Below are 26,841 nucleotides of genomic sequence, written 5' to 3'. Positions count from 1 at the left end.
GCCACCCGATTTAAGTCAGGTGGCCTTTTAATATGCATTCATGATAGTTTTGAATGGCGCATACCATATATGAAGTACCATGCAACGCCGATAAGTACCCAGATACTAAATAGTTCTAAAGTATCGATTGGTAACTTAGTAATGAGATATAGACTAATTATCCCAGCGATGAATGGGATAACAGGATAACCAGGTACTTTAAAACCGTCATGAGCCAAATCTTGACGTCGGCGTAGAATCAGTACGCCAAAGTTAATGAATGTGAAAGCCAGTAATGTACCAGCATTAATCAGACTCGCTAGGGTATTTAAAGGAATTAGACCAGCAAATATAGCCTCAATCACAACTGCCACAAGCAAAGCGTTAACGGGTAGTCTTGAACTTTTTGAAATTTTACCAAGTGAACGTGGGAGCAAGCCGTCACGACCAAAGGAATAAGTTAGTCTGGAAGAAGCATATATCAAAGCGAGAATAGCCGTAAACATACCAACCAAAGCACCAACTGTAATCACAACAGCGAATTGTGTCTGATGAATAGCCTGTAGAGCAAAAGCAGCAGGGTCATCAACACCTAGTTGCTTATAGTTAACAATACCAGTTAACACGATTGAAAATAGGACATATAGTAAAGCAGAAATTAAAACTGTGCCAACAATGCCGCGTACCATTGTTTTTTGTGGGTTTTTCACTTCGGCAGCGTGTGCGGCAATTGTGTCGAAACCAAGGAAAGCAAAAATGATACTTGCAGTTGCTGACATAATACCATTTAAACCAAGTGGTCCAGTGTGAAATTCTTTCGGATAGAATGGGACATAGTTTGTATGCTTAATGAAAAATGAACCACCAATAATAAACAAACCAAGGATGGCTACTTTTAAAATGACGGCGCCATTTTCAATCTTCTTTGAAGCGTTAAGACCACGAGATAAAATCGCGGTAACAAGGAGAATGATCATAACCGCAAATAAATTCACGATGCCGCCTTCCATTGGGCCAGCCAGTAACGACTTTGGCATATGAACACCAAAGGTTAAGAGCAGGTTATTGAGATAGGCTGAAAAACCAGTAGCAATGGCAGAGACGGCTAAAAAGTATTCTAATATTAAGGACCAGCCAAGTAACCAGCCAATAATTTCACCGTAAATGACGCTACCATATGAGTAGGCTGATCCAGCAACTGGCATAGCTGAAGAAAATTCAGCAAATGACATGCCAGATAAGCCAGAGTATATAGCCGCAATAAGAAAAGCAATAGATACCGCTGGGCCGGCATGTTGAGCAGCTTCATGGCCGGGCAAAATAAATATTCCAGTCCCAATCACAGTCCCAACACCAAGGCCTATGAGATCACGTGTGGTTAATATTCGTGACATATGAGAATCGGCTTGCATATAATTATCAACAGATTCTCGTTTAAATGCTCTCGCAAAGATAGACATGATGTTTCTCCCATATTATTTTAATTTAAACATAACTATTATTTTAGCAATTTCATAGGCGAATGTCTAACTTTGCTCTTGCAGATACGTTACAATAGAAAAGATAAGGAATAAGATTATATGAAAGATAACAAAGTATTTGTCATCACTGGTGCGACAGGTGTTGGCAAAACCACAATTGCCCGCTATTTACAAGAAAATTATCGTATGCCTCGTGTGATTACACATACAACACGTCGACCAAGAGAACGTGAAGTGAATGGTATTGCCTACTACTTTGAAACGGATGATTCTTTTGAGAATAATCATTATTTAGAACGTGTGACCTATGCAGGGGCTAAATACGGTTCGTCGTATGAAGGACTAGACCGTGCATGGCAGAAAAGCCAATATATTACCATTGTCTTGGATACAGCTGGTGCAATTACTTATGCACAAGAATTGGGATCACGGGCGATTATTATTTTTGTGACGGTAACTAGTCCGTCTGTTTTGGTTGACCGCGTGCAAGTGCGAGGGGATGATCCACATGCTGTCAAACAACGTGTTGCCTCACCTGAATTTTTGAGAGATATGAAGTTGCCGCAGAATCTCAAGGGGAGAGCGTATGAATTAGTGAACGATGACTGGTCAAAGACAAAAACAAGACTAGATTTACTTGTGACAGATATAATGCATGGTCGTCGTTTGCCAAAAAAACAATTAGAATAAAAAGTTGACGTATTTTATAACTTGACATTTTGATTAAGAAAGATTATTATTATCTCATAATAAAATTAAGGTTTTTTAACAAATGACAAATAAAGCAACACAAATTAAAATGCGATTTTACTTTTGGTATTTCGGGTAGTAGCCGTTTACCAAAAGCATTTTGTTGTGGTATTCGGATAATCAACGGTTCGAATGCTAAAGTAAACACAGTTATTGGCTGGTGTAAACGCACATTCGGAATCGACCGAGTGTGCGTTTTTGTTAGAAATCATTAGCAGGATTTAGGAAGCAGAATTTAGGAGAAAAATATGCCCAAAGCAAAGCCATCATTATTAAGCTCATTTAATAACCGTTTAGATTTAGTAAAACCAAGTGCTATACGAGCATTTGATAATGAAGTCAGTGCGATTCCTGATATTTTGAAATTAACTTTAGGGGAGCCAGATTTTAATGTGCCTGAGCATATTAAGGCCGCCGCCATTCATTCGATAACAGCCAATGATTCACATTATTCAGCATCTAATGGGACAATCGCATTGAGAAAAGCCGCTGCCAATTTCTTGGCAGACCGTTATCAACTCGATTATCATGCAGAAAATGAAATTATTGTCACTGTCGGTGCAACTGAAGCGATATATACCGTGTTAACATCGCTACTCAACGTGGGTGATAAAGTCCTATTACCAACACCCATTTTTCCATTATATATACCCGTTACCATTGTCGGTGGTGGTGAACCTGTGTTTATTGATACATCAACGAATAACTTTGTTTTAAGTCCAGAAATGTTAACAGCAGCCATTGCAGAACATGGCGATAAAATCAAGGCAATTGTATTGAATTTCCCTTCTAATCCAACTGGTGTAACCTACACTGCAGATGAAATCAAAGCACTTGCTGACGTCTTACGAGACACTAACATTGTGGTTATTTCGGATGAAATATACTCTGAACTTACCTATGATGAAAAGCATGTATCAATGGCTCAATATCTTCCCGAACAGACAATTTTACTCAATGGTGTCTCAAAATCTCATGCGATGACCGGTTATCGTATTGGTTTCTTGGCAGGACCTGCTGAATTGGTGGCAAAATTGGGCTTGATTCATCAGTTCACGATTACAACGGCAACAAATTCTGCTATGGCTGCTGCGGCTGAAGCTTTAAGTACAGAAGCTGGTTGCCAAGATACATTAGATATGAAAAAAGCTTACCAAGCACGACGAGATTTTGTCTATCAAACAATGATGTCGCTAGGTTTTGTAGTGCCAAAGCCAGCAGGTGCATTCTATATCTTTGCTAAAATTCCAGCGGGTTATCTGCAAGACGATGTTGCATTTGCCAGAGATTTAGCCCAGAAAGATAAGTTGGCAGTTGTACCTGGTTCTGCTTTTGGTCCTGGTGGTGAGGGCTATATTCGTATCAGTTATGCTGCATCAATGGCACAACTAAAAGAAGCTATGGCACGTTTATCAGCCTATATGGCACGGTGAATATATGACAAAAATTTTGATGACGAGTGTACGATCTGATGAAGAACCTAGTATTAAAACCTATGCTAAAGCGCACAATCTACAAATTGATATGGTACGCGAAGAATTTCATCCCGGACAGCATGATAATTTATCAGAGTACAATGGCTTAATTGTTCAGCAGACTGCTAATATTGGTGGTGATGAAGCATTCTACCAGTCATTAGTTCATCAAGGCTTAAAACAAATAACGACTCGTACTGCCGGTGTTGATATGATTCCGGTTACACTTGCTAAACGTGCTGGTTTAAAAATTACAAACGTGCCGAAATATTCACCTAGATCAGTTGCAGAGCTCGCCTTGACACAAATATTTCAATTACTGCGACGGACTTGGGCCTTTGAACAACGTATGAATCAGAATGATTTTCGCTGGGCTGGTTTGCAGGCGAGAGAGATTCACACCATTACTGTGGGTATTATAGGTGCTGGACGCATTGGTGGGACGTTAGCTAAGCTCCTACATTTACTTGGTGCTAAAGTGATTGCCTACGATGTCAAGCCACAAGAATGTTTAAAAAAGTATCTGACATACGTTTCTAAAGCAACATTATTGGCTCAAAGCGATGTCATTAGTGTGCATGTTGATTTAAATGATAGTACGGTTGGTTTACTCCAAGCGGTTGATTTTAATCAAATGAAAATAGGTAGCTTGTTTTTGAACATGTCACGTGGGGATGTGGTTAACACAGAGGCCCTCATTGCGGCGTTGCTTTCAGGTAAAATACAAGCGGCTGCCTTAGATACTGTAACTGGTGAGTCACTCGTTTTTAACCGTGATTTAAGGCAACAAGGCATTGATAACTCACAAATCAGACAATTAATGGCGATGCCAAACGTGTTACTCACACCACATATTGCTTTTTTTACAAATATTGCAGTAGACAATATGGTTAATACGGCGTTGGATGATGTTTTAGCGATTATATCAGGTCATCAGGCTGTTAACGAAATATAAGCAATCAGTAGCTTTACACTGGCGACACAATTTTAGAATGAAAAGGACAATGGACATAGGGTATGGCTCAAAGTGATCGCAAACGCGTTAAAAAATTTATTGTGGATGTCTTAAATGGCACGAGCTTAGGGATTGTTATTACCTTAATACCTAGTGCGCTAGTGAGTCAATTTTTGCTACTGTTCCCTACTAGTGTTGTGGCATTGAAAGTTGGTTTCATGACAACGCTGGTACAGAGTGCGTTACCAATTGTTTCAGGTTTTGCAGTTGGCCAAATTAGGAAAATGTCGGCAATTGATTCAGGGGCGATTGCCCTGGCTATGTTTGTGTCTTCTGGGGTGGTTATACAATCACAAAAAAGTATGGTGATTAGTGGTACTGGCGTTATTTTAAATATCATTCTAGTGGCTATTTTGGCGACTGGACTGGCGCAATTAACGCAAGTTACCTTTGGCCATCTTAAGATACTCATCCAGCCACTTTTTTTGGTCTTAGTAGCCGGTGGCATTGGGTTGTTTACGTTATCACCTTTGCGGCAAGTTCAAGTGTGGATAGGCACTGGCGTTGCTTATGCAACAGACTTTACACCCATTATTATGGGCGCTTTGCTAGGCGCCGCATTCGCCTTTCTAATTGTTTCACCATTATCTTCAGTCGGTATTGCGACTGCAATTGGATTAACAGGTGTCGGATCGGGTGCAGCAAATGCTGGTATTGTCGTTGCAAGTTTCACGTTAGCTGCAATGGGTGCTAGTGTTAATCCATTAGGTGGGACACTAGCGCATTTCATTGGGTCGCCTAAAATACAGATGGCTAATATGTTAACAAAGCCCAAACTTTTTCTGCCAACTACAATCGGGGCAGCAATAATGGGTGCAATAGCAACAATGTTTGATATTAAGGGGACGGCATTTTCAGCTGGCTTTGGTTTCTCTGGCCTCATTGGACCATTAACAGCCTATAACCTATCAAATAAAACAGTGGGCGCTATAATTGCTATTTTAGTGACTTTTATCATTTTTCCAATTACGATTGCTGTCATTTTGCGCTGGATTTTCATTGTTAAACTAAGATGGATTCAACCAGAAGACTTACGATTAACATTACAGTAACTACAAAAACGAAAATTATCAAAATAAAGACATGCCTCACAGGCAGAAAGCGAACGAGGCAAGGGAAAATCAAGAGGATAAGGAAGATAAAACGAAGAGTAAAAACAAAGTAAAGGAAGTAGTTGACGAGGGGGGAAAAGGTTGGTATATTAGTATATGTTCTTAAGAGCGAAAGAGAGCAACGGTGTGAGCGAGTGAAAAAGAACGCGAGCAAGTAGTTGACAAAGCGAGAAGAATAAAGTATAGTAATAAAGTTGTCAAAAAGCGAAAGCGACGCGAGCGAAAGTAAGCGACGAAATAAAGTGTTGACAACGGCAGCGAAAGCTGATAAGATAATATAGTTGTCTCAGCGACAACAAGTAGCACATTGAAAACTGAACAAAACTTTGAACAAACGAATCTGTGACTAGTTATTAGCAGTAATAACAAAAACAAATTTGCGAAGTCAATTCGTAACAAACAATAAACGGATAGTCGTTATAGAGATATAGCAATTAGTCAGTTTAATCGAAGAGTACATCTTCAAACAATGAATTTAAATTCATTTAAATTGAGAGTTTGATCCTGGCTCAGGATGAACGCTGGCGGCGTGCCTAATACATGCAAGTCGAACGCGCAGCGAGAGGTGCTTGCACCTTTCAAGCGAGTGGCGAACGGGTGAGTAACACGTGGATAACCTGCCTCAAGGCTGGGGATAACATTTGGAAACAGATGCTAATACCGAATAAAACTTAGTATCGCATGATATCAAGTTAAAAGGCGCTACGGCGTCACCTAGAGATGGATCCGCGGTGCATTAGTTAGTTGGTGGGGTAAAGGCTTACCAAGACGATGATGCATAGCCGAGTTGAGAGACTGATCGGCCACATTGGGACTGAGACACGGCCCAAACTCCTACGGGAGGCTGCAGTAGGGAATCTTCCACAATGGGCGCAAGCCTGATGGAGCAACGCCGCGTGTGTGATGAAGGCTTTCGGGTCGTAAAGCACTGTTGTATGGGAAGAAATGCTAAAATAGGGAATGATTTTAGTTTGACGGTACCATACCAGAAAGGGACGGCTAAATACGTGCCAGCAGCCGCGGTAATACGTATGTCCCGAGCGTTATCCGGATTTATTGGGCGTAAAGCGAGCGCAGACGGTTGATTAAGTCTGATGTGAAAGCCCGGAGCTCAACTCCGGAATGGCATTGGAAACTGGTTAACTTGAGTGTTGTAGAGGTAAGTGGAACTCCATGTGTAGCGGTGGAATGCGTAGATATATGGAAGAACACCAGTGGCGAAGGCGGCTTACTGGACAACAACTGACGTTGAGGCTCGAAAGTGTGGGTAGCAAACAGGATTAGATACCCTGGTAGTCCACACCGTAAACGATGAATACTAGGTGTTAGGAGGTTTCCGCCTCTTAGTGCCGAAGCTAACGCATTAAGTATTCCGCCTGGGGAGTACGACCGCAAGGTTGAAACTCAAAGGAATTGACGGGGACCCGCACAAGCGGTGGAGCATGTGGTTTAATTCGAAGCAACGCGAAGAACCTTACCAGGTCTTGACATCCTTTGAAGCTTTTAGAGATAGAAGTGTTCTCTTCGGAGACAAAGTGACAGGTGGTGCATGGTCGTCGTCAGCTCGTGTCGTGAGATGTTGGGTTAAGTCCCGCAACGAGCGCAACCCTTATTGTTAGTTGCCAGCATTCAGTTGGGCACTCTAGCGAGACTGCCGGTGACAAACCGGAGGAAGGCGGGGACGACGTCAGATCATCATGCCCCTTATGACCTGGGCTACACACGTGCTACAATGGCGTATACAACGAGTTGCCAACCTGCGAAGGTGAGCTAATCTCTTAAAGTACGTCTCAGTTCGGACTGCAGTCTGCAACTCGACTGCACGAAGTCGGAATCGCTAGTAATCGCGGATCAGCACGCCGCGGTGAATACGTTCCCGGGTCTTGTACACACCGCCCGTCACACCATGGGAGTTTGTAATGCCCAAAGCCGGTGGCCTAACCTTCGGGAGGGAGCCGTCTAAGGCAGGACAGATGACTGGGGTGAAGTCGTAACAAGGTAGCCGTAGGAGAACCTGCGGCTGGATCACCTCCTTTCTAAGGATAATCGGAAAGTGACAGTGCATTAGATTGCAAGTTCAAATGTTCAAAGTTTTGTTTAGTTTTGAGTGTGGTACTGTAATAGGTATCATGTTCAAAAGATGATCCTATGGGGAATTAGCTCAGCTGGGAGAGCACCTGCTTTGCAAGCAGGGGGTCAGCGGTTCGATCCCGCTATTCTCCATAGGCAATCGAAAGATTGTCTTGGTTGTACATTGAAAACTGAATAGTAACAAATTCTTTTAAAAGTAATGGAAACATTATTCTAAATTGAACCGAGAAACAACACAAAAAGAAGTTCTTTAAAAAGAACGGTTTAATCGCAGGTCTGAAAAATGACCAACTCATAAAACGAAACCGCAACGCAAGTTGTATAGGTTAAGTTAATAAGGGCGCGTGGTGGATGCCTTGGCACTAGGAGCCGATGAAGGACGTGACTAACTACGATAAGCTTTGGTGAGCGGTAAGTACGCTATGACCCAGAGATTTCCGAATGGGGAAACCCAACTCGAAAAGAGTTGTCGCTATCTGAATACATAGGATAGACGACGGAATACGCTGTGAACTGAAACATCTCATTAGCAGCAGGAGCAGAAAGAAAAATCGATTCCCTAAGTAGCGGCGAGCGAACGGGGAAGAGCCCAAACCAACGTGCTTGCATGTTGGGGTTGTAGGACTGATAAATAAGAGTTACAAAAGTGTTTTATAGCAGAACAAGTTGGGAAGCTTGGCGAAACAGGGTGATAGCCCCGTAAGCGAAATAGAGCACACTCTTTTCAGGATCCTGAGTACGGCCGGACACGTGAAATCCGGTCGGAATCTGCGGGGACCATCCCGTAAGGCTAAATACTCCCTAGTGACCGATAGTGAACCAGTACCGTGAGGGAAAGGTGAAAAGCACCCCGGAAGGGGAGTGAAATAGTTCCTGAAACCACGACGCCTACAAGAAGTCAGAGCCCGTTAATGGGTGATGGCGTGCCTTTTGTAGAATGAACCGGCGAGTTACGGTATCGTGCGAGGTTAAGGTGGAAAGACCGGAGCCGCAGCGAAAGCGAGTGTGAATAGCGCGAATAGTACGATGCTGTAGACCCGAAACCAGGTGACCTACCCATGGTCAGGATGAAGGTGAGGTAAAACTTACTGGAGGTCCGAACCGGTGCATGTTAAAAAATGCTCGGATGAACTGTGGGTAGCGGTGAAATTCCAAACGAACTTGGAGATAGCTGGTTCTCTCCGAAATAGCTTTAGGGCTAGCCTCATTATAAGCATACTGGAGGTAGAGCACTGTTAAGCCTAGGGGCCCATCTCGGGTTACCAAAGTTTGATAAACTCCGAATGCCAGATATGTATGAATGGGAGTCAGACGATGAGTGATAAGATCCACCGTCGAAAGGGGAACAGCCCAGATCGCCAGTTAAGGTCCCTAAATATATGTTAAGTGGAAAACGATGTGATAGTGCATAGACAACTAGGATGTTGGCTTAGAAGCAGCCACCATTTAAAGAGTGCGTAATAGCTCACTAGTCGAGTGCCATTGCGCGGAAAATGTACCGGGGCTAAACATATTACCGAAACTGCGGGTGCACGTAAGTGCGCGATAGGAGAGCGTTGTAAGGGCGACGAAGGTAGACCGTGAGGACTGCTGGAGCGCTTACAAGTGAGAATGCCGGTATGAGTAGCGAAAGACAGGTGAGAATCCTGTCCACCGAATGACTAAGGTTTCCTGGGGAAGGCTCGTCCACCCAGGGTTAGTCGGGACCTAAGGCGAGGCTGAGAAGCGTAGTCGATGGATAACAGGTTGAGATTCCTGTACCAGTAGTAATGCGTTTGACCGATGGAGGGACGCAGGAGGCTACCAGATGCGCACTGATGGATATGTGCGTGCAAGCAGTAAGTTTTGTAGAGAGTGAAATGCTTTCTACTATAAGGACAAGCTGTGATGCGGATCGAAATAAAGTAGAGAAGTCTGAGATGTCACACTGCCGAGAAAAGCTTCTAGGAAGTATTACACTGCCCGTACCGCAAACCGACACAGGTAGTCGAGTGGAGAACACTAAGGTGAGCGAGAGAACCCTCGTTAAGGAACTCGGCAAAATGACCCCGTAACTTCGGGAGAAGGGGTGCTCATGGCAACATGAGCCGCAGTGAATAGGCCCAGGCGACTGTTTATCAAAAACACAGGTTTCTGCAAAATCGTAAGATGAAGTATAGGGGCTGACGCCTGCCCGGTGCTGGAAGGTTAAAAGGAGTGCTTAGCTTCGGCGAAGGTATGAATTGAAGCCCCAGTAAACGGCGGCCGTAACTATAACGGTCCTAAGGTAGCGAAATTCCTTGTCGGGTAAGTTCCGACCCGCACGAAAGGCGTAACGATCTGGGCACTGTCTCAACGAGGGACTCGGTGAAATTTAAATACCCGTGAAGATGCGGGTTACCCGCGACAGGACGGAAAGACCCCATGGAGCTTTACTGTAGCTTGATATTGAATGTTTGTGCTGCTTGTACAGCATAGGTAGGAGACGTAGAAGTTTGGACGCCAGTCTAGACGGAGTCGCACGGTGGGATACTACCCTCGTTGTATGAACATTCTAACACTGGTCGCTTATCGCGATCGTGGACAGTGTCTGGCGGGCAGTTTGACTGGGGCGGTCGCCTCCTAAAAGGTAACGGAGGCGCTCAAAGGTTTGCTCAGAATGGTTGGAAATCATTCGTAGCGTGTAAAGGCATAAGCAAGCTTGACTGCGAGAGCTACAACTCGAGCAGGTACGAAAGTAGGACTTAGTGATCCGGTGGTTCCGCATGGAAGGGCCATCGCTCAACGGATAAAAGCTACCCTGGGGATAACAGGCTCATCTCCCCCAAGAGTCCACATCGACGGGGAGGTTTGGCACCTCGATGTCGGCTCATCGCATCCTGGGGCTGTAGTCGGTCCCAAGGGTTGGGCTGTTCGCCCATTAAAGCGGTACGCGAGCTGGGTTCAGAACGTCGTGAGACAGTTCGGTCCCTATCCGTCGCGGGCGCAGGAAATTTGAGAGGAGTTGCCCTTAGTACGAGAGGACCGGGGTGAACAAACCGCTGGTGTACCAGTTGTTCCGCCAGGAGCATTGCTGGGTAGCTATGTTTGGATGAGATAAACGCTGAAAGCATCTAAGTGTGAAACTCGCCTCGAGATGAGATTTCCCATTCTTAATGAAGTAAGACCCCTTAGAGATGATGAGGTAGATAGGCTAGAAGTGGAAGTGCTGTGAGGCATGTAGCGGACTAGTACTAATCGGTCGAGGACTTAACCAAAGTCAAGAACGGAAGTTCAAAACGTAATATGAGTGGTTTAATGAAGAGAAAGAATTTGATACTATTTAGTTTTGAGTGAATAACTCAAAGGTGTCGTATTGATAGCATAGAGGACACACCTGTTCCCATTCCGAACACAGAAGTTAAGCTCTATCACGCCGAAAGTAGTTGCCGGATCGCTGGCTGCGAGGATAGGAAGATGCGGTGCCGTACATAGGGAGTGCTCTGAGAAGAGTGCTTTTGCTTTAATTAGAAGAGAGAACGGAAGATATCGGAGAGGTGTCCGAGTCTGGCCGAAGGAGCATGGTTGGAAACCATGTAAACAAGGAATTGTTTCGAGGGTTCGAATCCCTTCCTCTCCATTATGGACGCTTAGCTCAGCTGGGAGAGCACCTGCCTTACAAGCAGGGGGTCACAGGTTCGATCCCTGTAGCGTCCATTGGTCGCATGGTCTAGCTGGTTAGGACGCCTGCCTGTCACGCAGGAGATCGCGGGTTCGAGCCCCGCTGTGACCGCTAATTACTGACAAACATGAACAAGCCAGTGTTATGTGAGGCGCAATTCCTCACCATGTTATATCAGCTTATAGCTGAGTTTAAAAATGTAGGGATATAGTTAAACGGTAGAATAGCGGTCTCCAAAACCGTTGATGGGGGTTCGATTCCCTCTATCCCTGCCATGGCGGTAGTGGTGAAGTGGTTAACACACTGGTTTGTGGATCCAGCATGCGAGGGTTCGATCCCCTTCTACCGCCCTATAAGCCTTATGGCTTTATATTTGCCGTTGTGGCGGAATTGGCAGACGCGCTGGACTCAAAATCCAGTGGTGGCAACACCGTGTGGGTTCGACTCCCACCGACGGCATGACTAAAAGGGTAACATCAACTTGATGTTACCCTTTTACATTGACTGGAGATTTTTATCGCAAAGCATCTCTTCAGATTCAGTTATGAATTTGTAATATATTATCATGGATAAAGAGCGTATATTTATATTTGAAGCTGTTAGCCTAATCATGGGATGTCCGGACGATAGTAGTTGGTGAATTGGAGACGTTTTGATACAATAGAATCATGATAATCGGAATTGGAAATGATACAGAAGCCATTAGTCGTGTAGGACAAATTGTGGCACGTCAGACAAAATTTATGGACAGCATTTTAACGCCGGCAGAACGTGAGCAAGCATTAGAGCGCAAAGGAAAACATTTTCATGAATTTGTGGCGGGCCGTTTTTCTGCGAAAGAAGCTTTTTCAAAAGCGACTGGCTACGGCATTGGTGAAAAAGTCCATTGGCATGATATTGAAATTTTAAATGAACCTAATGGCCGACCGATTATGCAGGTCAAAAATTTTCGTTATAAAACATATGTTGCGATTACACATAGTGGTGATTTCGTGAATACTGTTGTTATTATTGAGCGATTAACAATTCTAGAACGTCTGAGTTTGAAGTTTTTTCCAAAACGTGGAGTTTTATAGTTATGACAGAACAAAAAGATACTTTATTGACACGGCCATCTTGGATAGAAATTGATTTAGGGGCCATTCAAGAAAACGCTCAGAGTATTATGGCACATGCTGGGGCGAAACGTTTAATTGCTGTGGTGAAAGCAGACGGTTATGGGCATGGGGCTACACCAGTGGCTAATGCTCTCTATGAGATAGGTGTGCGAGATTTTGCTGTTGCAACTATTGCTGAGGGAATTAAACTGCGCCAAGAATTAGCATATCAAGATTATCGTATTGTATTGTTAGGGGTTCAAGATATTGCCCATGTAGACGTTATGGTCAAATATCGGCTTTCCCCTGCAATTGAGTCAATTGATTGGTTGTCAGTCGCATTACAAGCAATACCAGAAGGTGCTACCTTAGATGTTGAATTGGCTGTTGATACAGGTATGGGGCGTATGGGTGCTCATTCCAAAGAGGCTGTTGATTCAGTATATCGTTATATCAAGAATAATGACAAACTAGAGCTTGGCGGTGTTTTTACACATTTTGCCACAGCGGATGATAGTAATATTGGTTACTATAAACAGCAAGCACAACGATTTAACGATTGGGTAACTGCTGCCGGTATTCCACGTCAATATTGGCATTTGGCGAATTCAGGTTCTGCGTTGTGGCATACCCAGGAAATTGATACACGTACTATCCGCGTTGGTTCGGTACTTTATGGTTACAATCCGGGCACGCCATTGTTGACTTTGCCAATTCCGCTCAAACACGTTTTTGCTTTAAAATCACGTATTGGGGCAGTACATCAATTAATAACAGGTGAATCGGTTAGTTATGGGGCAACCTATACGGCACAAAAACCACAGTGGGTTGCAACTTTGCCTATTGGCTATGCAGATGGTTATTTACGACGTATGGCTGGGATGCGCGTGTTAATTAATGGGAAAGTAACATATGTCATTGGCCGTATTACCATGGATCAAATTGTGATTGCCTTAGATCAAGCCTACCCTATTGGTACAGAGGTGACATTAATAGGTCGTGATGGCGATAATGAGATTACTGTTGAAGAATTTGCTGATTATGCAAATACGATTCCTCATGAAATTTTGACATCTTTTGGTCCGAGATTACCTAGAATATATAAAAAATAGTTTAAGCGCTTTGGCGCGTACATAATTAAGTGAGACATTTTATGAAAGAAGAATATCAAGTTGTGACACGTGGCGATGTTTTCTATGCCGATTTGAAACAAGGCATCGGTTCAGAACAATCAGGTGTAAGGCCAGTTCTGATTATTCAAAACGATGTTGGTAATGCAAACTCACCAACAACAATTGTTGCTGCTATTACCTCTCAAATTTCTAAACCAAAACTACCAACGCATGTATTGTTGCCGGCTCATATGGGCGGCATTAAGCGCGATTCAGTGATTCTAACAGAACAAGTTAGAACTATTGACAAGCGCCGGTTGCGTGACAAAATAGCGCATATTAGCGCTAATTCACAAGAGATGCAGCAGGTTGCTCAGGCACTTCGTATCAGTGTTGGTTTGAAATAATTCAAATGATTATCGTGGAGAATAAATTGTGAAACGCATTGCGTGGTTAGATGTAGCAAAAGGGATCACTATTTTTTTTGTCGTACTTGTTCATGTCCTTGAAGGCATCTATAAGACAGGACAGTATCGCCAGTTCAATTTTTTTGCAGAAGCAACAATGGGTATATTGTTTACATTTGTAATGCCAGTTTTCTTTGCATTATCAGGGTTTGTATACAAACCAGTGAGTGGGCTTAAATCACTCTTAGCTAGTTTAAAGAAAAAAATAATAAGTTTAGGCGTACCCTATATCATTTTTTCAGTGATTTACGTCATGTTACAGCATCTGGGTACAGATGTACACCATCTCAATTCATGGCAAGATTTGGCCCACATTGGTGTTTTACCGATTGGTTATCTGTGGTATTTATATGTGCTTTTTTTTGTTTTTGTTTTGGTTGGTCTGTTGTCTATATTAAATATATCACCTATTTTACAATTAACCATTTATCTGTTATTACTTGTTCTAAGTCTCAGTCAAATCATTCATTTACCATATATACTACAAGGCGTATGTATGTGGACAAGTAGTTTTTACATTGGATATCTGTTAAAAAAGAAACCATTGATGTTACATGATCGATTGCTATTTATTATGAGCGTGGCTTTATTTGCTTTGGGCTGCATTGTTCAAGCAAATTTTGGTGGTTCAACTTGGTTTGTTACTGATATGATGACGCCAACTGACGTTTTGGCGAAGTTGAGTAGCATACCGTTATTTTTATATCTGTTTTCACATATTAAATTGGGTTCTGTTGGCAATTATTTCACCAATTGTGGCCGGTATTCTTTGATTATTTATTTAGTCCATGCGCCTGCTGCTTCTGTCATCAGGATAGCACTACAGAAGTTAGGTCTGGAATCTTATGTTTTATTGGTTTTTCTGACACTAATCAGTGCTTGGTGTATTAGTTTACTGGTGGTACGTCTAGTACAAAATATACCTTGGCTATCTTTGGTTTTTAATCCATATCAATACCCCCATAGGAAGCAAAAATAATGTGTATTTCATGAGTTCACGCTATATGAACTCATGTTAACTTGACGGACACTAGAAATTCTAGTAAGATTAGGATTATCTTAGAGGATTAAGCAAATACATGTGTAGAGAGCTGATGGTGCTGTAAATCAGTCATGTTAATGCCCAAGGTTGCTAAGTGTTTAAAATTTGATAATTTTTAGAGTGGTTGGCGCTGTAAAATAGCGACAGCAAATAAGGTGGTACCACGGTGAAAATCGTCCTAATTGTGTTTTAGGACGATTTTTTAATTGGTGCACTAAATGAGGAGAAATTAAGTTAATGCGTGATATTGATATGTCAACAAAATATGAACCAACGTCAGTTGAATCAGGGCGTTATGATACTTGGCAAGCAAAAAAATTATTTGCCCCTGAATCGAACCAGGCCATTCAAGGAAACGAGCCAGCTCCTTATGCCATTGTGATTCCACCACCAAACGTAACGGGAAAGCTACATCTGGGTCATGCTTGGGATACAACATTACAGGACATGATTATTCGACAGAAAAAAATGCAAGGAATGGATGTTTTGTGGTTACCAGGCATGGATCATGCAGGTATTGCAACACAGGCTAAAGTTGAACAACGTTTGCGTGCTGAAGGAGTATCACGCTACGATTTGGGCCGCGAAAAGTTTGTCGAACAAGTTTGGGATTGGAAAAATGAATACGCTGCAACGATTAAACAACAATGGGGTAAAATGGGTTTGTCGTTAGACTTTGACCGTGAGCGTTTTACGTTAGATGAGGGTTTGAATAAAGCAGTTAATAAGGTTTTTATTGATTTATACAACAAAGGCTTAATTTATCGTGGTGAATATATTATTAACTGGGATCCACAGGCACGAACAGCATTATCTGATATTGAGGTTATCTATCAAGATGATGAAGGCGCCTTCTATCACGTAAAGTATCCATTTACAGATGGGACAACGTTTGATGGGCAAGATTATATTGAAATTGCGACAACACGACCAGAAACGATGTTTGGTGACGTTGCTGTCGCGGTACATCCTAGTGATGAACGTTATAAAGATCTCATTGGTAAGACTGTGATGGTCCCATTGGTTGGACGTGAAATTCCTATTATCGCCGATGAATATGTTGAAAAAGATTTTGGTACTGGGATGGTCAAGATTACGCCAGCACACGATCCAAATGATTTCCAAGTAGGTAACCGTCATAACTTAGAACGTATTAACACCATGACGGACGATGGACATCTTAATGCCTTGGCTGGTAAGTATAATGGGATGGAACGCTTTGAAGCCCGTAAAGCTATTGTGGCTGATTTAGAAGCTGGCGATTATATGTTAAAAGTCGACCCAATTGTACATTCAGTTGGGCATTCTGAAAGAACTGGTGTTCCAGTAGAATCAAGACTATCAACGCAATGGTTTGTTAAAATGGCCCCACTGGCTGAACAAGCGTTAGCCATGCAACAAAAGCCAGATGAAAAAGTTGAATTTGTACCCGCACGATTTGAAGACACATTTACACGTTGGATGGAAAATATTCGCGACTGGGTAATTTCTCGTCAGTTATGGTGGGGTCATCAGATTCCAGCTTGGTATAAAAATAAAGGGACGGATCAAGAGGAAATCTTTGTGGGGACACAAGCCCCTGACGGTGATGGCTGGGAACGTGATCCTGATGTTTTAGATACGTGGTTTAGTTCAGCATTGTGGCCATTTTCAACAATGGGCTGGCCAGAAAACACAACCGGTGATTTCGCAAAATATTACCCAACTAACACATTAGTGACAGGGTATGATATTATTTTCTTCTGGGTTGCACGTATGATGTTCCAGGGGAAAGAATTTACGGGACAAAGACCATTTAAAAATGTGCTCATCCATGGTTTGATTCGTGATGGCGAGGGACGTAAAATGTCTAAATCATTGGGTAATGGCGTTGACCCAATGGATGTCATTGAAAAATATGGTGCCGATGCCTTGCGTTGGTTCTTAGCTACGGGATCGACACCTGGACAAGATGTCCGTTTTACTTATGACAAAATGGATGCAGCGTGGAATTTCATTAACAAAATTTGGAATGCGTCGCGGTATGTCATTATGAACCTAGATAATCATACACCTTCAACATTACCAGATTTAACGCAATTAACATTGGCTGATAAATGGATTTTGTCACGCTTAAATACAACAATTGACAATGTGACGCGAAACTTTGATAAATTTGAGTTTGGTGAAGCAGGTCGTGAATTATATAATTTCATTTGGTCAGATTTTGCTGATTGGTATATCGAAATGACCAAAGAAACGTTAAACGGTGATGGCGATAAAACGCCAGTGCAACAAACATTGGCCTATGTTTTGGATCAAACATTGCGTTTATTACAGCCTATTATGCCGTTTGTGACGGAAGCTATTTGGCAAGAGATGCCAGACCAAGCCGGTAAAGATGTTGACTTTTCAATTACACGTTATCCTGTCGTCAATGAAGCACTTCACGATGAACAAGCTGAATCGGCGTTTAAATCACTGCAGGATTTGATTGTCGCGGTTCGCAATATTCGTTCAGAAGCGAATGCCCCAATGTCAACAGAAATTGATTTACTGATTAAAACGACAGATGATAATTTAATTCAAATATTTAATGAAAATACAGATTATATTAATCGTTTTGTCCATCCAAAGTCACTAAGTATTGCTGCCGACATTGAAGTACCAGATTTGGCTATGTCGCAGGTGATTACAGGAGCAGAAATTTATGTTCCTTTGGCAGAATTAATTGATATCACAGTTGAAATCGAGCGGTTATCAGGAGAAGTCAAAAAGTTTACTGGTGAAGTTAAGCGTGCATCAGGTAAGTTGAATAACGAAAAATTCGTCAATTCAGCACCCGAGGCGGTTGTAACTGCTGAAAAACAAAAGTTAGCAGATTGGCAAGAAAAGTTGCGGGCGACGCAAGAACGTTTAGCAGCACTTGAAGCAGTGCAATGAGGTATAAGGAATCAGTTCGAATCACGAGCTGATTCTTTTCCTGTTTATAGCTTTTTATCGAGACGAGCAATAAAACGATAGAGGGAAAAAACATGTCATCATTTTATAAATTAAACACAAATCACCCAAGTAATTATGTCTTATCAAATGTAGCAGATATGGCTGTTGAAACGGTATGGGGGATACAATCCGTTGCACATAAGCAACACAAAGGTTTAATAGCGCAAGTTTCTGATAATATTAGCAAAGGATTTTTAGAAGATAGAGGATTTGAGACACTATATCATACTTATTTCTCTAAATTAAATGTCCGTGATTACAAAGGAAATCCAGTTATTTCTATTTTAGACTTGGAAGATGATTTAAAGCATGAAGTGCTATTATTATTGCGTGATCATTATGAACGTATCAATCGCGTTAATCCTGCCTCTGCTAACATTGATTATCGCCAGTTAACTTATAATCAAGCATCTTTTGATTTCGAGCATAGTATTGTGAGGTTATCACGACAACATGTTGTTGCTGCAATTCTTATTTTTCAAGCACAAGAAGATTATCGTCTGGGATGGACTTTTGGTGATGATGTCCCAACTATAATCGATTTGTGGCATGACTTATTAGGTATTTTACCGGTAGGTAGTGTTTTATATGCTGATTTTAGAGATACTGATTATTTGGGCATGAGCGTTTATCATGCTTTCAATTGGCATCAATTCGATCAACCCCAAACAACTTTATTGTGGCGTGATAATGCGAACAACTTGCGTTAAGCATAAAATCAGATACAATAATATAAGTATAAATAATTTTAATCAGTGCACAAAATGAGCACCTATCGCAACACTGATAGACATTAAAGGGGAAAAAACATGCCCGGAAGTAAAATATTAGCCAGCGCTCATTATGTACCAAGTGATATTGTCACAAATGATGATTTAGCCAAAATAATGGATACCAGCGATGCGTGGATTCAATCTCATACCGGGATTAAAACGCGACACATGTCGTTGAAGGGGGAAAATACGAGTGACTTGGCAACTAAAGCAGCACAGCTAGCTTTGGACAAAGCCGATTTGGCCGCTGAAGATATTGATTTAATTATTGTGACAACATTTACGCCTGATGGCTTAGCACCATCAACTGCTGCATTGGTACAGCGTAATTTAAACGCCAATAAAGCATGGGCGTACGATATTATGACGGCTTGCTCAGGATTCATCTTTGGATTGAGTACGGCTGACAAATTTCTACGTTCTGGTGTTTACCAACATGCATTAGTCATTTCGGCTGAAGTGAATTCAAAAATGATGGATTTTACTGACCGGACGAGCACAGTTTTTTTTGGAGATGGTGCCGGTGCGGTTGTATTAACAGCCGATATGCAAGGGAATGGCTTCTTAGCTGGTGAAGATATGCATACAATTGGAAATGCTGATGTTGTGCACTCAGGCCGTATTCCACCGTTGCAGGAATTGTCAGCTGAAAATTACCCAAAGACTGATGCTTTCGTCCAGATGGGTCGAGATGTGTTTAATGAGGTGACAACTCTTATTCCACAACACATAAGGGATTTTCTGGCATCAAAATCTCTGAAGCCAAGTGATATCGACTATTTCATTCCACACCAAGCTAATCTGCGTTTAATTGAATACATTGCAAAAGATTTAGATGAACCGTTATCAAAATTTTCAACAAACATCATTAGAAATGGCAATACATCATCAGCAGGCATTGCTATTGGTTTTGATGAATTGAATCAGTCAGTCAATTTAACTGGGAAACGTGTCTTATTGACTGGTTTTGGCGCTGGATTTACTTACGGTAGTATTTTGATGCAATTCTAAAGAAAGTGTTAAGAGCTTTAATAAATCAATAGTGTAAAAAAAGAAATGGCGAACGGGTCTGGTGAGACGGTTTGTCATTTTTTTAACGCATTGAAAAGGGCCAAGCCAGTTTAAAACCCTTGATATAACAGCGTTTTTTGTCCATGTCACATAGTTGTAATAATGTTATATAATTGATAAATTAGCAAAATGTTGACGTTATACAAGACAGCTATACTAGATAATGTTCTTAAGATTTATATAACAACTGAACAAAAAGTTAAACAATATTAAGAGAAACTAAACTATTCGGAGCCTATAACATAATGAGTAATAATATCAAGAAAACATTATTAGCAACTGCTGCTGGTGTTGCAGCATTTGTTGGCGGTCATGCCGCTGCGTCAGCTGATACAGTATCAGTTAAATCAGGCGATACCTTAACAGGTATTGCTTCAGAAAACAATACGACTGTTGATGATTTGGCTAAGGCCAACAACATCAATGACAAGAATCTTATCATTGCTGGACAACAACTAACTGTGGCTGCACCAGCTGCCAAGTCTGTTTCAGCTGATGGGGCAACATACACGGTTCAAGCAGGGGATAGTTTATCAAAGATTGCTGAACAGACAGGTGTTAATATTGCAACTTTAGCATCATTAAATAATTTAGCAAGTAACAATGTGGTGGTTGTTGGTCAACAATTGTCATTAAAGGCTGCACCGGTGGCAACAGCACCTACTGTAACAGCTAGTGAACAAGCACAACAGGCTGCACCAGCAGCGCCTAAGTTATCGTATATTGCGGCAGCTGATACTAACAAAGATGGCTTTATGTCATTAGAAGAATACAATACATATAAGGCGAATGGTGGCGACACTACTGTGACTGCGTCAACACCAGCAGCACAGCCCGCACAAGCTTCAGTACCTGAAAATGTGCAATATATTGCGGCAGCTGATACCAACAAAGATGGTTTCATGAGCGCAGCAGAATATGCAGCCTATGAAGCAAACGGTGGTTCAGCAGCACAACAACAAGCACCAGCAGCACCAAGCACGGCGACAGCTCAAGTGACCCAAGTCGCAACAACACAAACAGTTGCAACAACGCAGCAAGCAGCGCCAGCTGCATCATCTGATGTTGAAACATTAGTTAACGCAATGAATGCGCGACGTGCAGCATTAGGCTTAGCTCCTGTTCGTTTGGATGCTGGATTATCAGCGCGTGCCCAAGGTCGTGCCCAAGACGCGGCAGCCAATGGTGGTATTCCTACAAACCATTTCTCAACAAATGGTGAAGTGGTTGCTGATGGCTTCTCTACAGGGTCTGTTATTGATGCTTGGTATAATGAAACAAATATGATGACGCCAAATGGCCAGCCAGGACATCGTATGTGGGTAGCTAACTCACGTGCTTCTGCTGTTGGCTTTGGTATTGTTGGCGGTGTGATTGTCGGCGAATCTGATGCCGGACAATTCTAATTATTGATAAAGATTTATGACAAGTAATTGGCTAGATGTTGCATTAACGCAGTTGGGGAACACGTATCCTTCCTCAGGTGCGTTTGTTGCGTTTGTCATGAATGAGTCGAGTATTCGTGCTGATGGTCAGACTGGTGAATGGTCCACAGCATTACTTGATTTAGTTTATGATGTTTATGAATTAAATTCGGTTGAGAATACTCGGCCTGGTGATTTATTGTTTTGGGGTATTCCAGAGCAACCTTATAGTGTCGCGATTTATGTTGGCGGTGGTCATTTTGTGTCGGTAGATGAAAATAGTAAGCGAGTTAAAATGCAGACATTGAATCAAAATTGGTATCCGTCATTTACAGGAACAGTTCTTTGATGACATGAATTTGTTGGTGTTTTGACACTATTTTGTCACAAAGATAACCAAAAAGACTTTTTAGTTACCTGATTGTGTTTTTGATAACGAAGTGCAAAAAAGATAAAACATCCATGTTATGCTAGTTTGGTACACTTATAAATGTCGAGAAGACCTCAAACAACATTAAGCATTGCTTAACTGAATGAACTTTAAGGAGTTATCCCTGTTATGAAATCATCTACTATTATTAAATCTGCTGTTGCCGCCGGTGCGTTTGCCGCAGCTGGCGTTGCAACTGCATCTGCTAACTCAGTTACTGTTAAGTCTGGTGACACACTTAATCAAATTGCCCGTGCCAATGGCACAACAGTTGATGCTTTGGTTAAAGCCAATGGCATTAACAACCCCAATTTGATTTTTGTGGGTCAACAACTTCAAACAGAAGGTACAGCTTCTGCTGCGCAAGCTAAACCAGCGCAAGCACCTGCTACAGCAACTAACGGTGCTTATACTGTTAAAGCTGGTGATACATTGTATCGTATCGCGGCTGCAAATGGTACTTCTGTGGCAACCCTTGTAGCAGCTAACAATATTCAAAATCTTAACTTTATCAGTGTTGGTCAAGTGTTGAACTTGTCTGGTAATGCAGCACCAGTAGCAGCAGCACCTGCTGCTAAGCAAGTGGCTGCACAACCGGCCGTTACACCTGCACAACCCGCAACACCTGCTGCTAAGCAAGTGACACAACCTGAAGTAGCGCCAGCAACTGTTGCGCCAACTCAGACGGTAGCACCTGCACAACAAACAACTACTGTTACAACACAAGCAGCAGAAACAACTACGGCAACGACACAAGTAACACCCGTAGCTCAGACAACTACGCCTGCAGTGCAACCAGCACAAACTGCAACACCAGCAACACCAAATTCTGCTATCCAAACATTATTGAACACTTTGAATGCAAAGCGTTCAGCATTGGGATTGGGCCCAGTTAGCTTAGATGCTGGTTTGTCAGCTCGTGCAGCGGCTCGTGCAGCTAATGCAGTTGCAAATGGCGGTTTGCCAGTAAATCATTTCCGCACGAATGGTGAAGTAGTCGCTATTGGTTGGGGCTATGGAGATGTTGTTAATGCTTGGTACAATGAAACAAACATGGTAACAAATGGCACACCTGGTCACCGCATGTGGGTTGCCAATCCTAGAGTAACTTCAGTTGGTTTTGGTATTGTTGGTGATACAATTGTTGCTGAATCAGACGCCGGTCAATATTAATTATAAAATTTCATTAAAACGTCCGCAGGGCGTTTTTTTATTTTATATAATAGATGTTAGAGGATAATTTTTTATGCCGTATCGTTTTGTTGAATTACTACCAAAAGAATTTGAAAAATTTGAGCAACAGCATGCTTTGGGTACTTATACACAATCAATTGCACAGTATCATGTTTTATCGGCACGTGGGCGGCACCCTTATTTAATTGGTGTTAAACATTATGAGCGGGTGGTTGCTGCCGCACTCGTTTTAACCGAAACAACTCGCTTCGGTTCTGTTTTTTTATTTGATCGCGGGCCATTAATTGATTTTAATGATCGGGCACTTTGTCATTTCTTTGTGACTAAATCGCGACAATTTGCTAAGCAACGAGGCGCACTATACATAGAATGGACACCTAATGTCACTTATTTAGTCACAAACAACAAAGGCGATATGCAACAAAGTGTTAATGACTCATTCATGACAACTATGAGTGGTCTTGGTTTTCAGCATGAGCCCTTTACTTTTGGCATGTCAACGACTGGGTCGCCAAGTTGGGAATATGTTAAAGATATAAGTGATTTATCCGATGAAAAGTCCATTTTGAAGTCCTATAGTAAAAATGTACAATATTATTTAAAAAAGAATAAACAATTTGGCATTCAATTACGTGAATTATCACGGACTGATTTGCCGAGTTTTAAAGCGTTGACTGAAAGTACAGCAGAGCGATTACACTATCATGATAAAGATTTAGCTTTTTATGAATCGATTTATGATATTTACGGTGATGATGCTATTTTTGTATTTGCTGAATTGAATTTTGAGACTTATATTGCTTCTGAGAGAGACAAAGTCTCTGCATTAGAACAGAAATTAGTTAAAATTAATGAAAAAATAAGCAAATATCCGAACCAAGACAAATTCAAACGACAGTATCATGAATTTGAAGATCAAAAACAGCACCACAGCCAACGCATACAAAAGGCAACGAAGCAATTCTCTGATGCTGGGCAAGCAACGGTTGTCGTTGCTGGTGCGTTGTTTATCAAACAGCCACAGGAGATGACATATTTGTATTCTGGTACATATGAGGCCTACAAAGATTATTATGGTCCTTATCAGATTCAAGATATGATGATTCGCCGCGCGGTTGCACTTGGTATTCCAAGGTATAACTTCTATGGTATTTCTGGCCGTTTTGATGGCTCAGATGGTGTGTTAGGCTTTAAAACAGCTTTTGAAGGCCATGCGAGACAGTTAGTCGGACGTTTTATTTTACCAGTTAGACCCTTGAAGTATAAAGCTTATCGTGCTTTAAAGAAGATAACGGGGCGTGCATAAGCACTAATTGCTTTTATCATTAGCACCCAGTGGCCGACAATATTTCGTTTAATGGTATAATAATTGTTATCGAGCGAGGATAACCATGGATAACCAAAATTTGAGTCGTACAGAACGACGTGAACAACAAGTAGAACAAAATCATCATGGTGGTGATGGCAGGCCACCTAAAAAGCCAAGGCGTCGTCGCAGGATTTGGCGCTGGCTGTTGGCGCTGGTTTTGTTGTTAGCTGTTATAGGCGGAGTAGTTTTTGCGACCGTTCTTAATAATGTGCATCAATCAATTAATAAAATGCAACGCAGTGCCGACATCACTAAAGCCAGGCAAGTGTCTCAAGTTATTAAAGATGGCAAGCCATTTTCTATGCTCGTTTTAGGAACGGATACTGGGGCCTTGAAACGTGATCGCACTGGTCTCACAGATTCAATGATGCTGATTACTGTCAACCCAAAAACAAAAACCACAACAATGATGTCCATTCCACGTGATATCATGATGTCGATTTCTGGTGCTGAAAATACATTCCCCCAGAAGTTGAATGCAGCTTTTCCCATTGCTGGCGTAGGAGCTTCAATGTTGACATTGCAAAACTATTTAAATGTGCCAATTGATTTTTATGTTTTGGTAAACATGGGTGGTTTGGAAAAACTAATTGATCAAGTTGGTGGTGTAAAAGTGGCCTCACCCTTGACGTTTACCTACACACCAGAAGCAGATACAACCCCGGCAACTTATAAGTTTTTTAAAGACCAAGAAAAGTTTGAATATGCTAAAGATGGCAAAAACTTCAAAACTTATACAACGATGAATGGTGACGCTGCTCTGTCATTTTCTCGTATGCGCTATGATGACCCACAAGGTGATTATGGTCGACAACTCAGACAGCGTTTAGTCTTAAAAGCGCTATTGAAAAAGTCAGCAAGCATATCGACATTAATGAATGCTAAATTTATGGCATCAATCTCAACGAATGTTGAAACAGATATGACCTATTCTGATATTATGAACCTCGCTAAAAAATATATGCCCGCAACTAAGAATCAAGTATCTGATCACATGCAAGGCGTTGGAGATATGTATGGCGGGGTGAGTTATCAAATGGTACCGGAATCAGAAAAGCAGCGCGTTACCAATAAGCTCAGGCAATCGTTAGATTTGTCAGCTAAAAAGACTGGTACGCAATTTGGCAGTAATGTACCACAAGCCTCGCTAGGAGTTGCTGAAAATAATTTAAGTGTGATTAATGAAATATTAGATCCACAATGAAAATAATGTAAAAAGTCGACTGAAAACAGTCGACTTTTTACATTATCTAGATATAATCCTGACGTAATAGCTATACTTCCGGTTTAAAATGAAAGTATAGAAAAGGAAATGGAGTAAAAAGATGCAATTAGCAGGGGATAATAGCGTTCGACCATCATATTTAAACTCAGGTAATGGTTTAAATCACAGTAGTTTTCGAACCACAAGTGGGGAGAAAAAAGTTGTTTTAACTTTACTTGGACTAGGCATATTGTCATTATTGATAGCCACCTTTTTCGATAAGAATGTGACACAAGCAGTCATGAATCAAAATTCTATTTTTGGTAATATTTTTCAGAATTACGCCGACCAAGGTGCACAAGTTGTGACATTTGTCTGTGCTGAAGTGATTGCTTGGTACATTTGGCGTCGAGTTGCCGATGACGTGATTCGTTTTATTATGACAGGTGGGATGTTAATATTTGCTTTCAATCAGGCGCTGTCATTGCTACAAGATGCTTTAAGTTATACCTTTTCAATGCTGAATAATATCGCTAAAGGTGTGCCTATGGGGATTGCTAACAACACAGCGGCTGTTAAAAATTATCCTGAAGCTTTGCGTTGGTCGTTAGCGTTGGTTATCACGATTTTGCTCTCAGCGCTATTTGCTCGGTGGTTAAGTCAAAAAACGGATGAAGATATGGCGTACTTAATTGTTGTTGCAATTGTTGGTATTGCAACAGTATTTATTGCCCAGACAATGATTGGTGAAATGAAAACAATTTGGGGACGTTTTCGACCGTATGAAATGACAACAGTTTCGGGACAAGCATTTAGTGAATTTACGCCTTGGTACCATATTAATGGTATTAATGGTCATAATTCATTTCCTTCAGGACACACCATGTCAGGCTGGTTATTCTTATACTTAGCATTGTTTGTACCACGTCAAAATGTTTCTCTTCAAAAAAAGATGACAATTTTTGGCCTCGCAATGGGTATCTTGACTGCCATGAGTCGTGTACGCATTGGTGCACATTGGTTGGGGGATGTAACGGTTTCGGCAATTTTGGTTGGATTATTAGTTTTTGCAGCTAGTCGATTAATCGGTGCACACTTTGTCGAATCTCAGTCCTAATAGCCGTGCATTAATG

General features: G+C 41.7%; 18 protein-coding genes, 7 tRNA genes and 3 rRNA genes. 27 read left to right on the top strand and 1 reads right to left on the bottom strand.

What is annotated here, in order from left to right; translation table 11 throughout:
- Nucleotides 1-38: 38 nt before the first annotated feature.
- Nucleotides 39-1,439, bottom strand: coding sequence for an APC family permease (locus FAZ25_RS02015; RefSeq protein WP_040189807.1), 1,401 nt, complete (start codon nt 1,437-1,439; stop codon nt 39-41).
- 120 nt (nt 1,440-1,559) lie between these two features.
- Between FAZ25_RS02015 and FAZ25_RS02010 the strand changes: the two genes are divergently transcribed.
- The 27 genes from FAZ25_RS02010 to FAZ25_RS01880 all read left to right on the top strand — a co-directional run bounded on the left by FAZ25_RS02010 (nt 1,560) and on the right by FAZ25_RS01880 (nt 26,825).
- Entirely contained in the window at nt 1,560-2,150 is a 591-nt protein-coding gene (locus tag FAZ25_RS02010; RefSeq protein ID WP_004903765.1) for an AAA family ATPase, read from the top strand.
- A gap of 308 nt (nt 2,151-2,458) precedes the next feature.
- Nucleotides 2,459-3,643, top strand: a complete 1,185-nt coding sequence (locus FAZ25_RS02005; protein WP_040189809.1) for an aminotransferase class I/II-fold pyridoxal phosphate-dependent enzyme — start codon at nt 2,459-2,461, stop codon at nt 3,641-3,643.
- A gap of 4 nt (nt 3,644-3,647) precedes the next feature.
- Entirely contained in the window at nt 3,648-4,640 is a 993-nt protein-coding gene (locus FAZ25_RS02000) for a D-2-hydroxyacid dehydrogenase (protein WP_004903761.1), read from the top strand.
- Nucleotides 4,641-4,702: 62 nt separating this feature from the next.
- Nucleotides 4,703-5,752, top strand: a complete 1,050-nt coding sequence (locus tag FAZ25_RS01995) for a PTS transporter subunit IIC (RefSeq protein ID WP_004905848.1) — start codon at nt 4,703-4,705, stop codon at nt 5,750-5,752.
- A 546-nt stretch (nt 5,753-6,298) separates the two neighbouring features.
- Nucleotides 6,299-7,848 (top strand): 16S ribosomal RNA (locus FAZ25_RS01990).
- 114 nt (nt 7,849-7,962) lie between these two features.
- A tRNA-Ala gene (locus FAZ25_RS01985) sits at nt 7,963-8,035 on the top strand.
- 192 nt (nt 8,036-8,227) lie between these two features.
- Nucleotides 8,228-11,139: ribosomal RNA gene (locus tag FAZ25_RS01980) — 23S ribosomal RNA — on the top strand.
- A 91-nt stretch (nt 11,140-11,230) separates the two neighbouring features.
- Nucleotides 11,231-11,347, top strand: a 5S ribosomal RNA gene (gene rrf / locus FAZ25_RS01975).
- The 16S, 23S and 5S rRNA genes sit together here with 7 tRNA genes alongside, the layout of an rRNA operon.
- Nucleotides 11,348-11,412: 65 nt before the next feature.
- Nucleotides 11,413-11,501 (top strand) — tRNA-Ser (locus FAZ25_RS01970).
- 4 nt (nt 11,502-11,505) lie between these two features.
- Nucleotides 11,506-11,578 (top strand) — tRNA-Val (locus tag FAZ25_RS01965).
- 2 nt (nt 11,579-11,580) lie between these two features.
- Nucleotides 11,581-11,654 (top strand) — tRNA-Asp (locus FAZ25_RS01960).
- 90 nt (nt 11,655-11,744) lie between these two features.
- Nucleotides 11,745-11,818 (top strand) — tRNA-Trp (locus tag FAZ25_RS01955).
- Nucleotides 11,819-11,820: 2 nt separating this feature from the next.
- Nucleotides 11,821-11,893: transfer RNA gene (locus tag FAZ25_RS01950), tRNA-His, on the top strand.
- A gap of 25 nt (nt 11,894-11,918) precedes the next feature.
- A tRNA-Leu gene (locus FAZ25_RS01945) sits at nt 11,919-12,002 on the top strand.
- A gap of 209 nt (nt 12,003-12,211) precedes the next feature.
- Complete coding sequence (acpS, locus tag FAZ25_RS01940; RefSeq protein WP_004901356.1) at nt 12,212-12,619, top strand: holo-ACP synthase; 408 nt, start codon at nt 12,212-12,214, stop codon at nt 12,617-12,619.
- Nucleotides 12,620-12,621: 2 nt separating this feature from the next.
- Entirely contained in the window at nt 12,622-13,752 is a 1,131-nt protein-coding gene (gene alr / locus FAZ25_RS01935) for an alanine racemase (RefSeq protein ID WP_040189813.1), read from the top strand.
- A 41-nt stretch (nt 13,753-13,793) separates the two neighbouring features.
- Nucleotides 13,794-14,159: a type II toxin-antitoxin system PemK/MazF family toxin gene (locus tag FAZ25_RS01930; protein ID WP_004901352.1), complete on the top strand. Its 366-nt coding sequence runs from the start codon at nt 13,794-13,796 to the stop codon at nt 14,157-14,159.
- A gap of 28 nt (nt 14,160-14,187) precedes the next feature.
- Complete coding sequence (locus FAZ25_RS01925) at nt 14,188-15,198, top strand: acyltransferase family protein (RefSeq protein ID WP_192269765.1); 1,011 nt, start codon at nt 14,188-14,190, stop codon at nt 15,196-15,198.
- Nucleotides 15,199-15,498: 300 nt separating this feature from the next.
- Nucleotides 15,499-18,183, top strand: a complete 2,685-nt coding sequence (locus FAZ25_RS01920) for a valine--tRNA ligase (RefSeq protein WP_146972561.1) — start codon at nt 15,499-15,501, stop codon at nt 18,181-18,183.
- Between the two features lie 92 nt (nt 18,184-18,275).
- On the top strand, nt 18,276-18,953 hold the full coding sequence (locus FAZ25_RS01915; protein WP_040189816.1) for a hypothetical protein: 678 nt from the start codon (nt 18,276-18,278) through the stop codon (nt 18,951-18,953).
- 99 nt (nt 18,954-19,052) lie between these two features.
- Entirely contained in the window at nt 19,053-20,027 is a 975-nt protein-coding gene (locus FAZ25_RS01910; RefSeq protein WP_040176555.1) for a beta-ketoacyl-ACP synthase III, read from the top strand.
- Between the two features lie 305 nt (nt 20,028-20,332).
- A complete protein-coding gene (locus FAZ25_RS01905) occupies nt 20,333-21,493 on the top strand; it encodes a LysM peptidoglycan-binding domain-containing protein (protein WP_004907537.1) in 1,161 nt (386 codons plus the stop codon).
- Nucleotides 21,494-21,509: 16 nt separating this feature from the next.
- The gene (locus FAZ25_RS01900; protein ID WP_192269762.1) at nt 21,510-21,860 is read left to right on the top strand and encodes an NlpC/P60 family protein; all 351 of its coding nucleotides are present in this window, start codon (nt 21,510-21,512) and stop codon (nt 21,858-21,860) included.
- A 210-nt stretch (nt 21,861-22,070) separates the two neighbouring features.
- Nucleotides 22,071-23,114 carry a LysM peptidoglycan-binding domain-containing protein gene (locus FAZ25_RS01895; protein ID WP_146972555.1) on the top strand — a complete coding sequence of 348 codons (1,044 nt, stop codon included), beginning with the start codon at nt 22,071-22,073 and terminating at the stop codon, nt 23,112-23,114.
- Nucleotides 23,115-23,187: 73 nt separating this feature from the next.
- Entirely contained in the window at nt 23,188-24,441 is a 1,254-nt protein-coding gene (locus FAZ25_RS01890) for an aminoacyltransferase (protein ID WP_146972553.1), read from the top strand.
- 85 nt (nt 24,442-24,526) lie between these two features.
- Nucleotides 24,527-25,708: an LCP family protein gene (locus tag FAZ25_RS01885; RefSeq protein WP_004901331.1), complete on the top strand. Its 1,182-nt coding sequence runs from the start codon at nt 24,527-24,529 to the stop codon at nt 25,706-25,708.
- A gap of 121 nt (nt 25,709-25,829) precedes the next feature.
- The gene (locus tag FAZ25_RS01880; RefSeq protein WP_004901329.1) at nt 25,830-26,825 is read left to right on the top strand and encodes a phosphatase PAP2 family protein; all 996 of its coding nucleotides are present in this window, start codon (nt 25,830-25,832) and stop codon (nt 26,823-26,825) included.
- Nucleotides 26,826-26,841 lie beyond the last annotated feature (16 nt).

Origin of the sequence: Leuconostoc sp. LN180020 (assembly GCF_014844115.1) — a bacterium.
In the GTDB taxonomy this organism is placed as follows: domain Bacteria; phylum Bacillota; class Bacilli; order Lactobacillales; family Lactobacillaceae; genus Leuconostoc; species Leuconostoc citreum.
The sequence above is the reverse complement of the archived record's forward strand: the minus strand, read 5'-3'. Positions and strand labels throughout refer to the sequence as shown.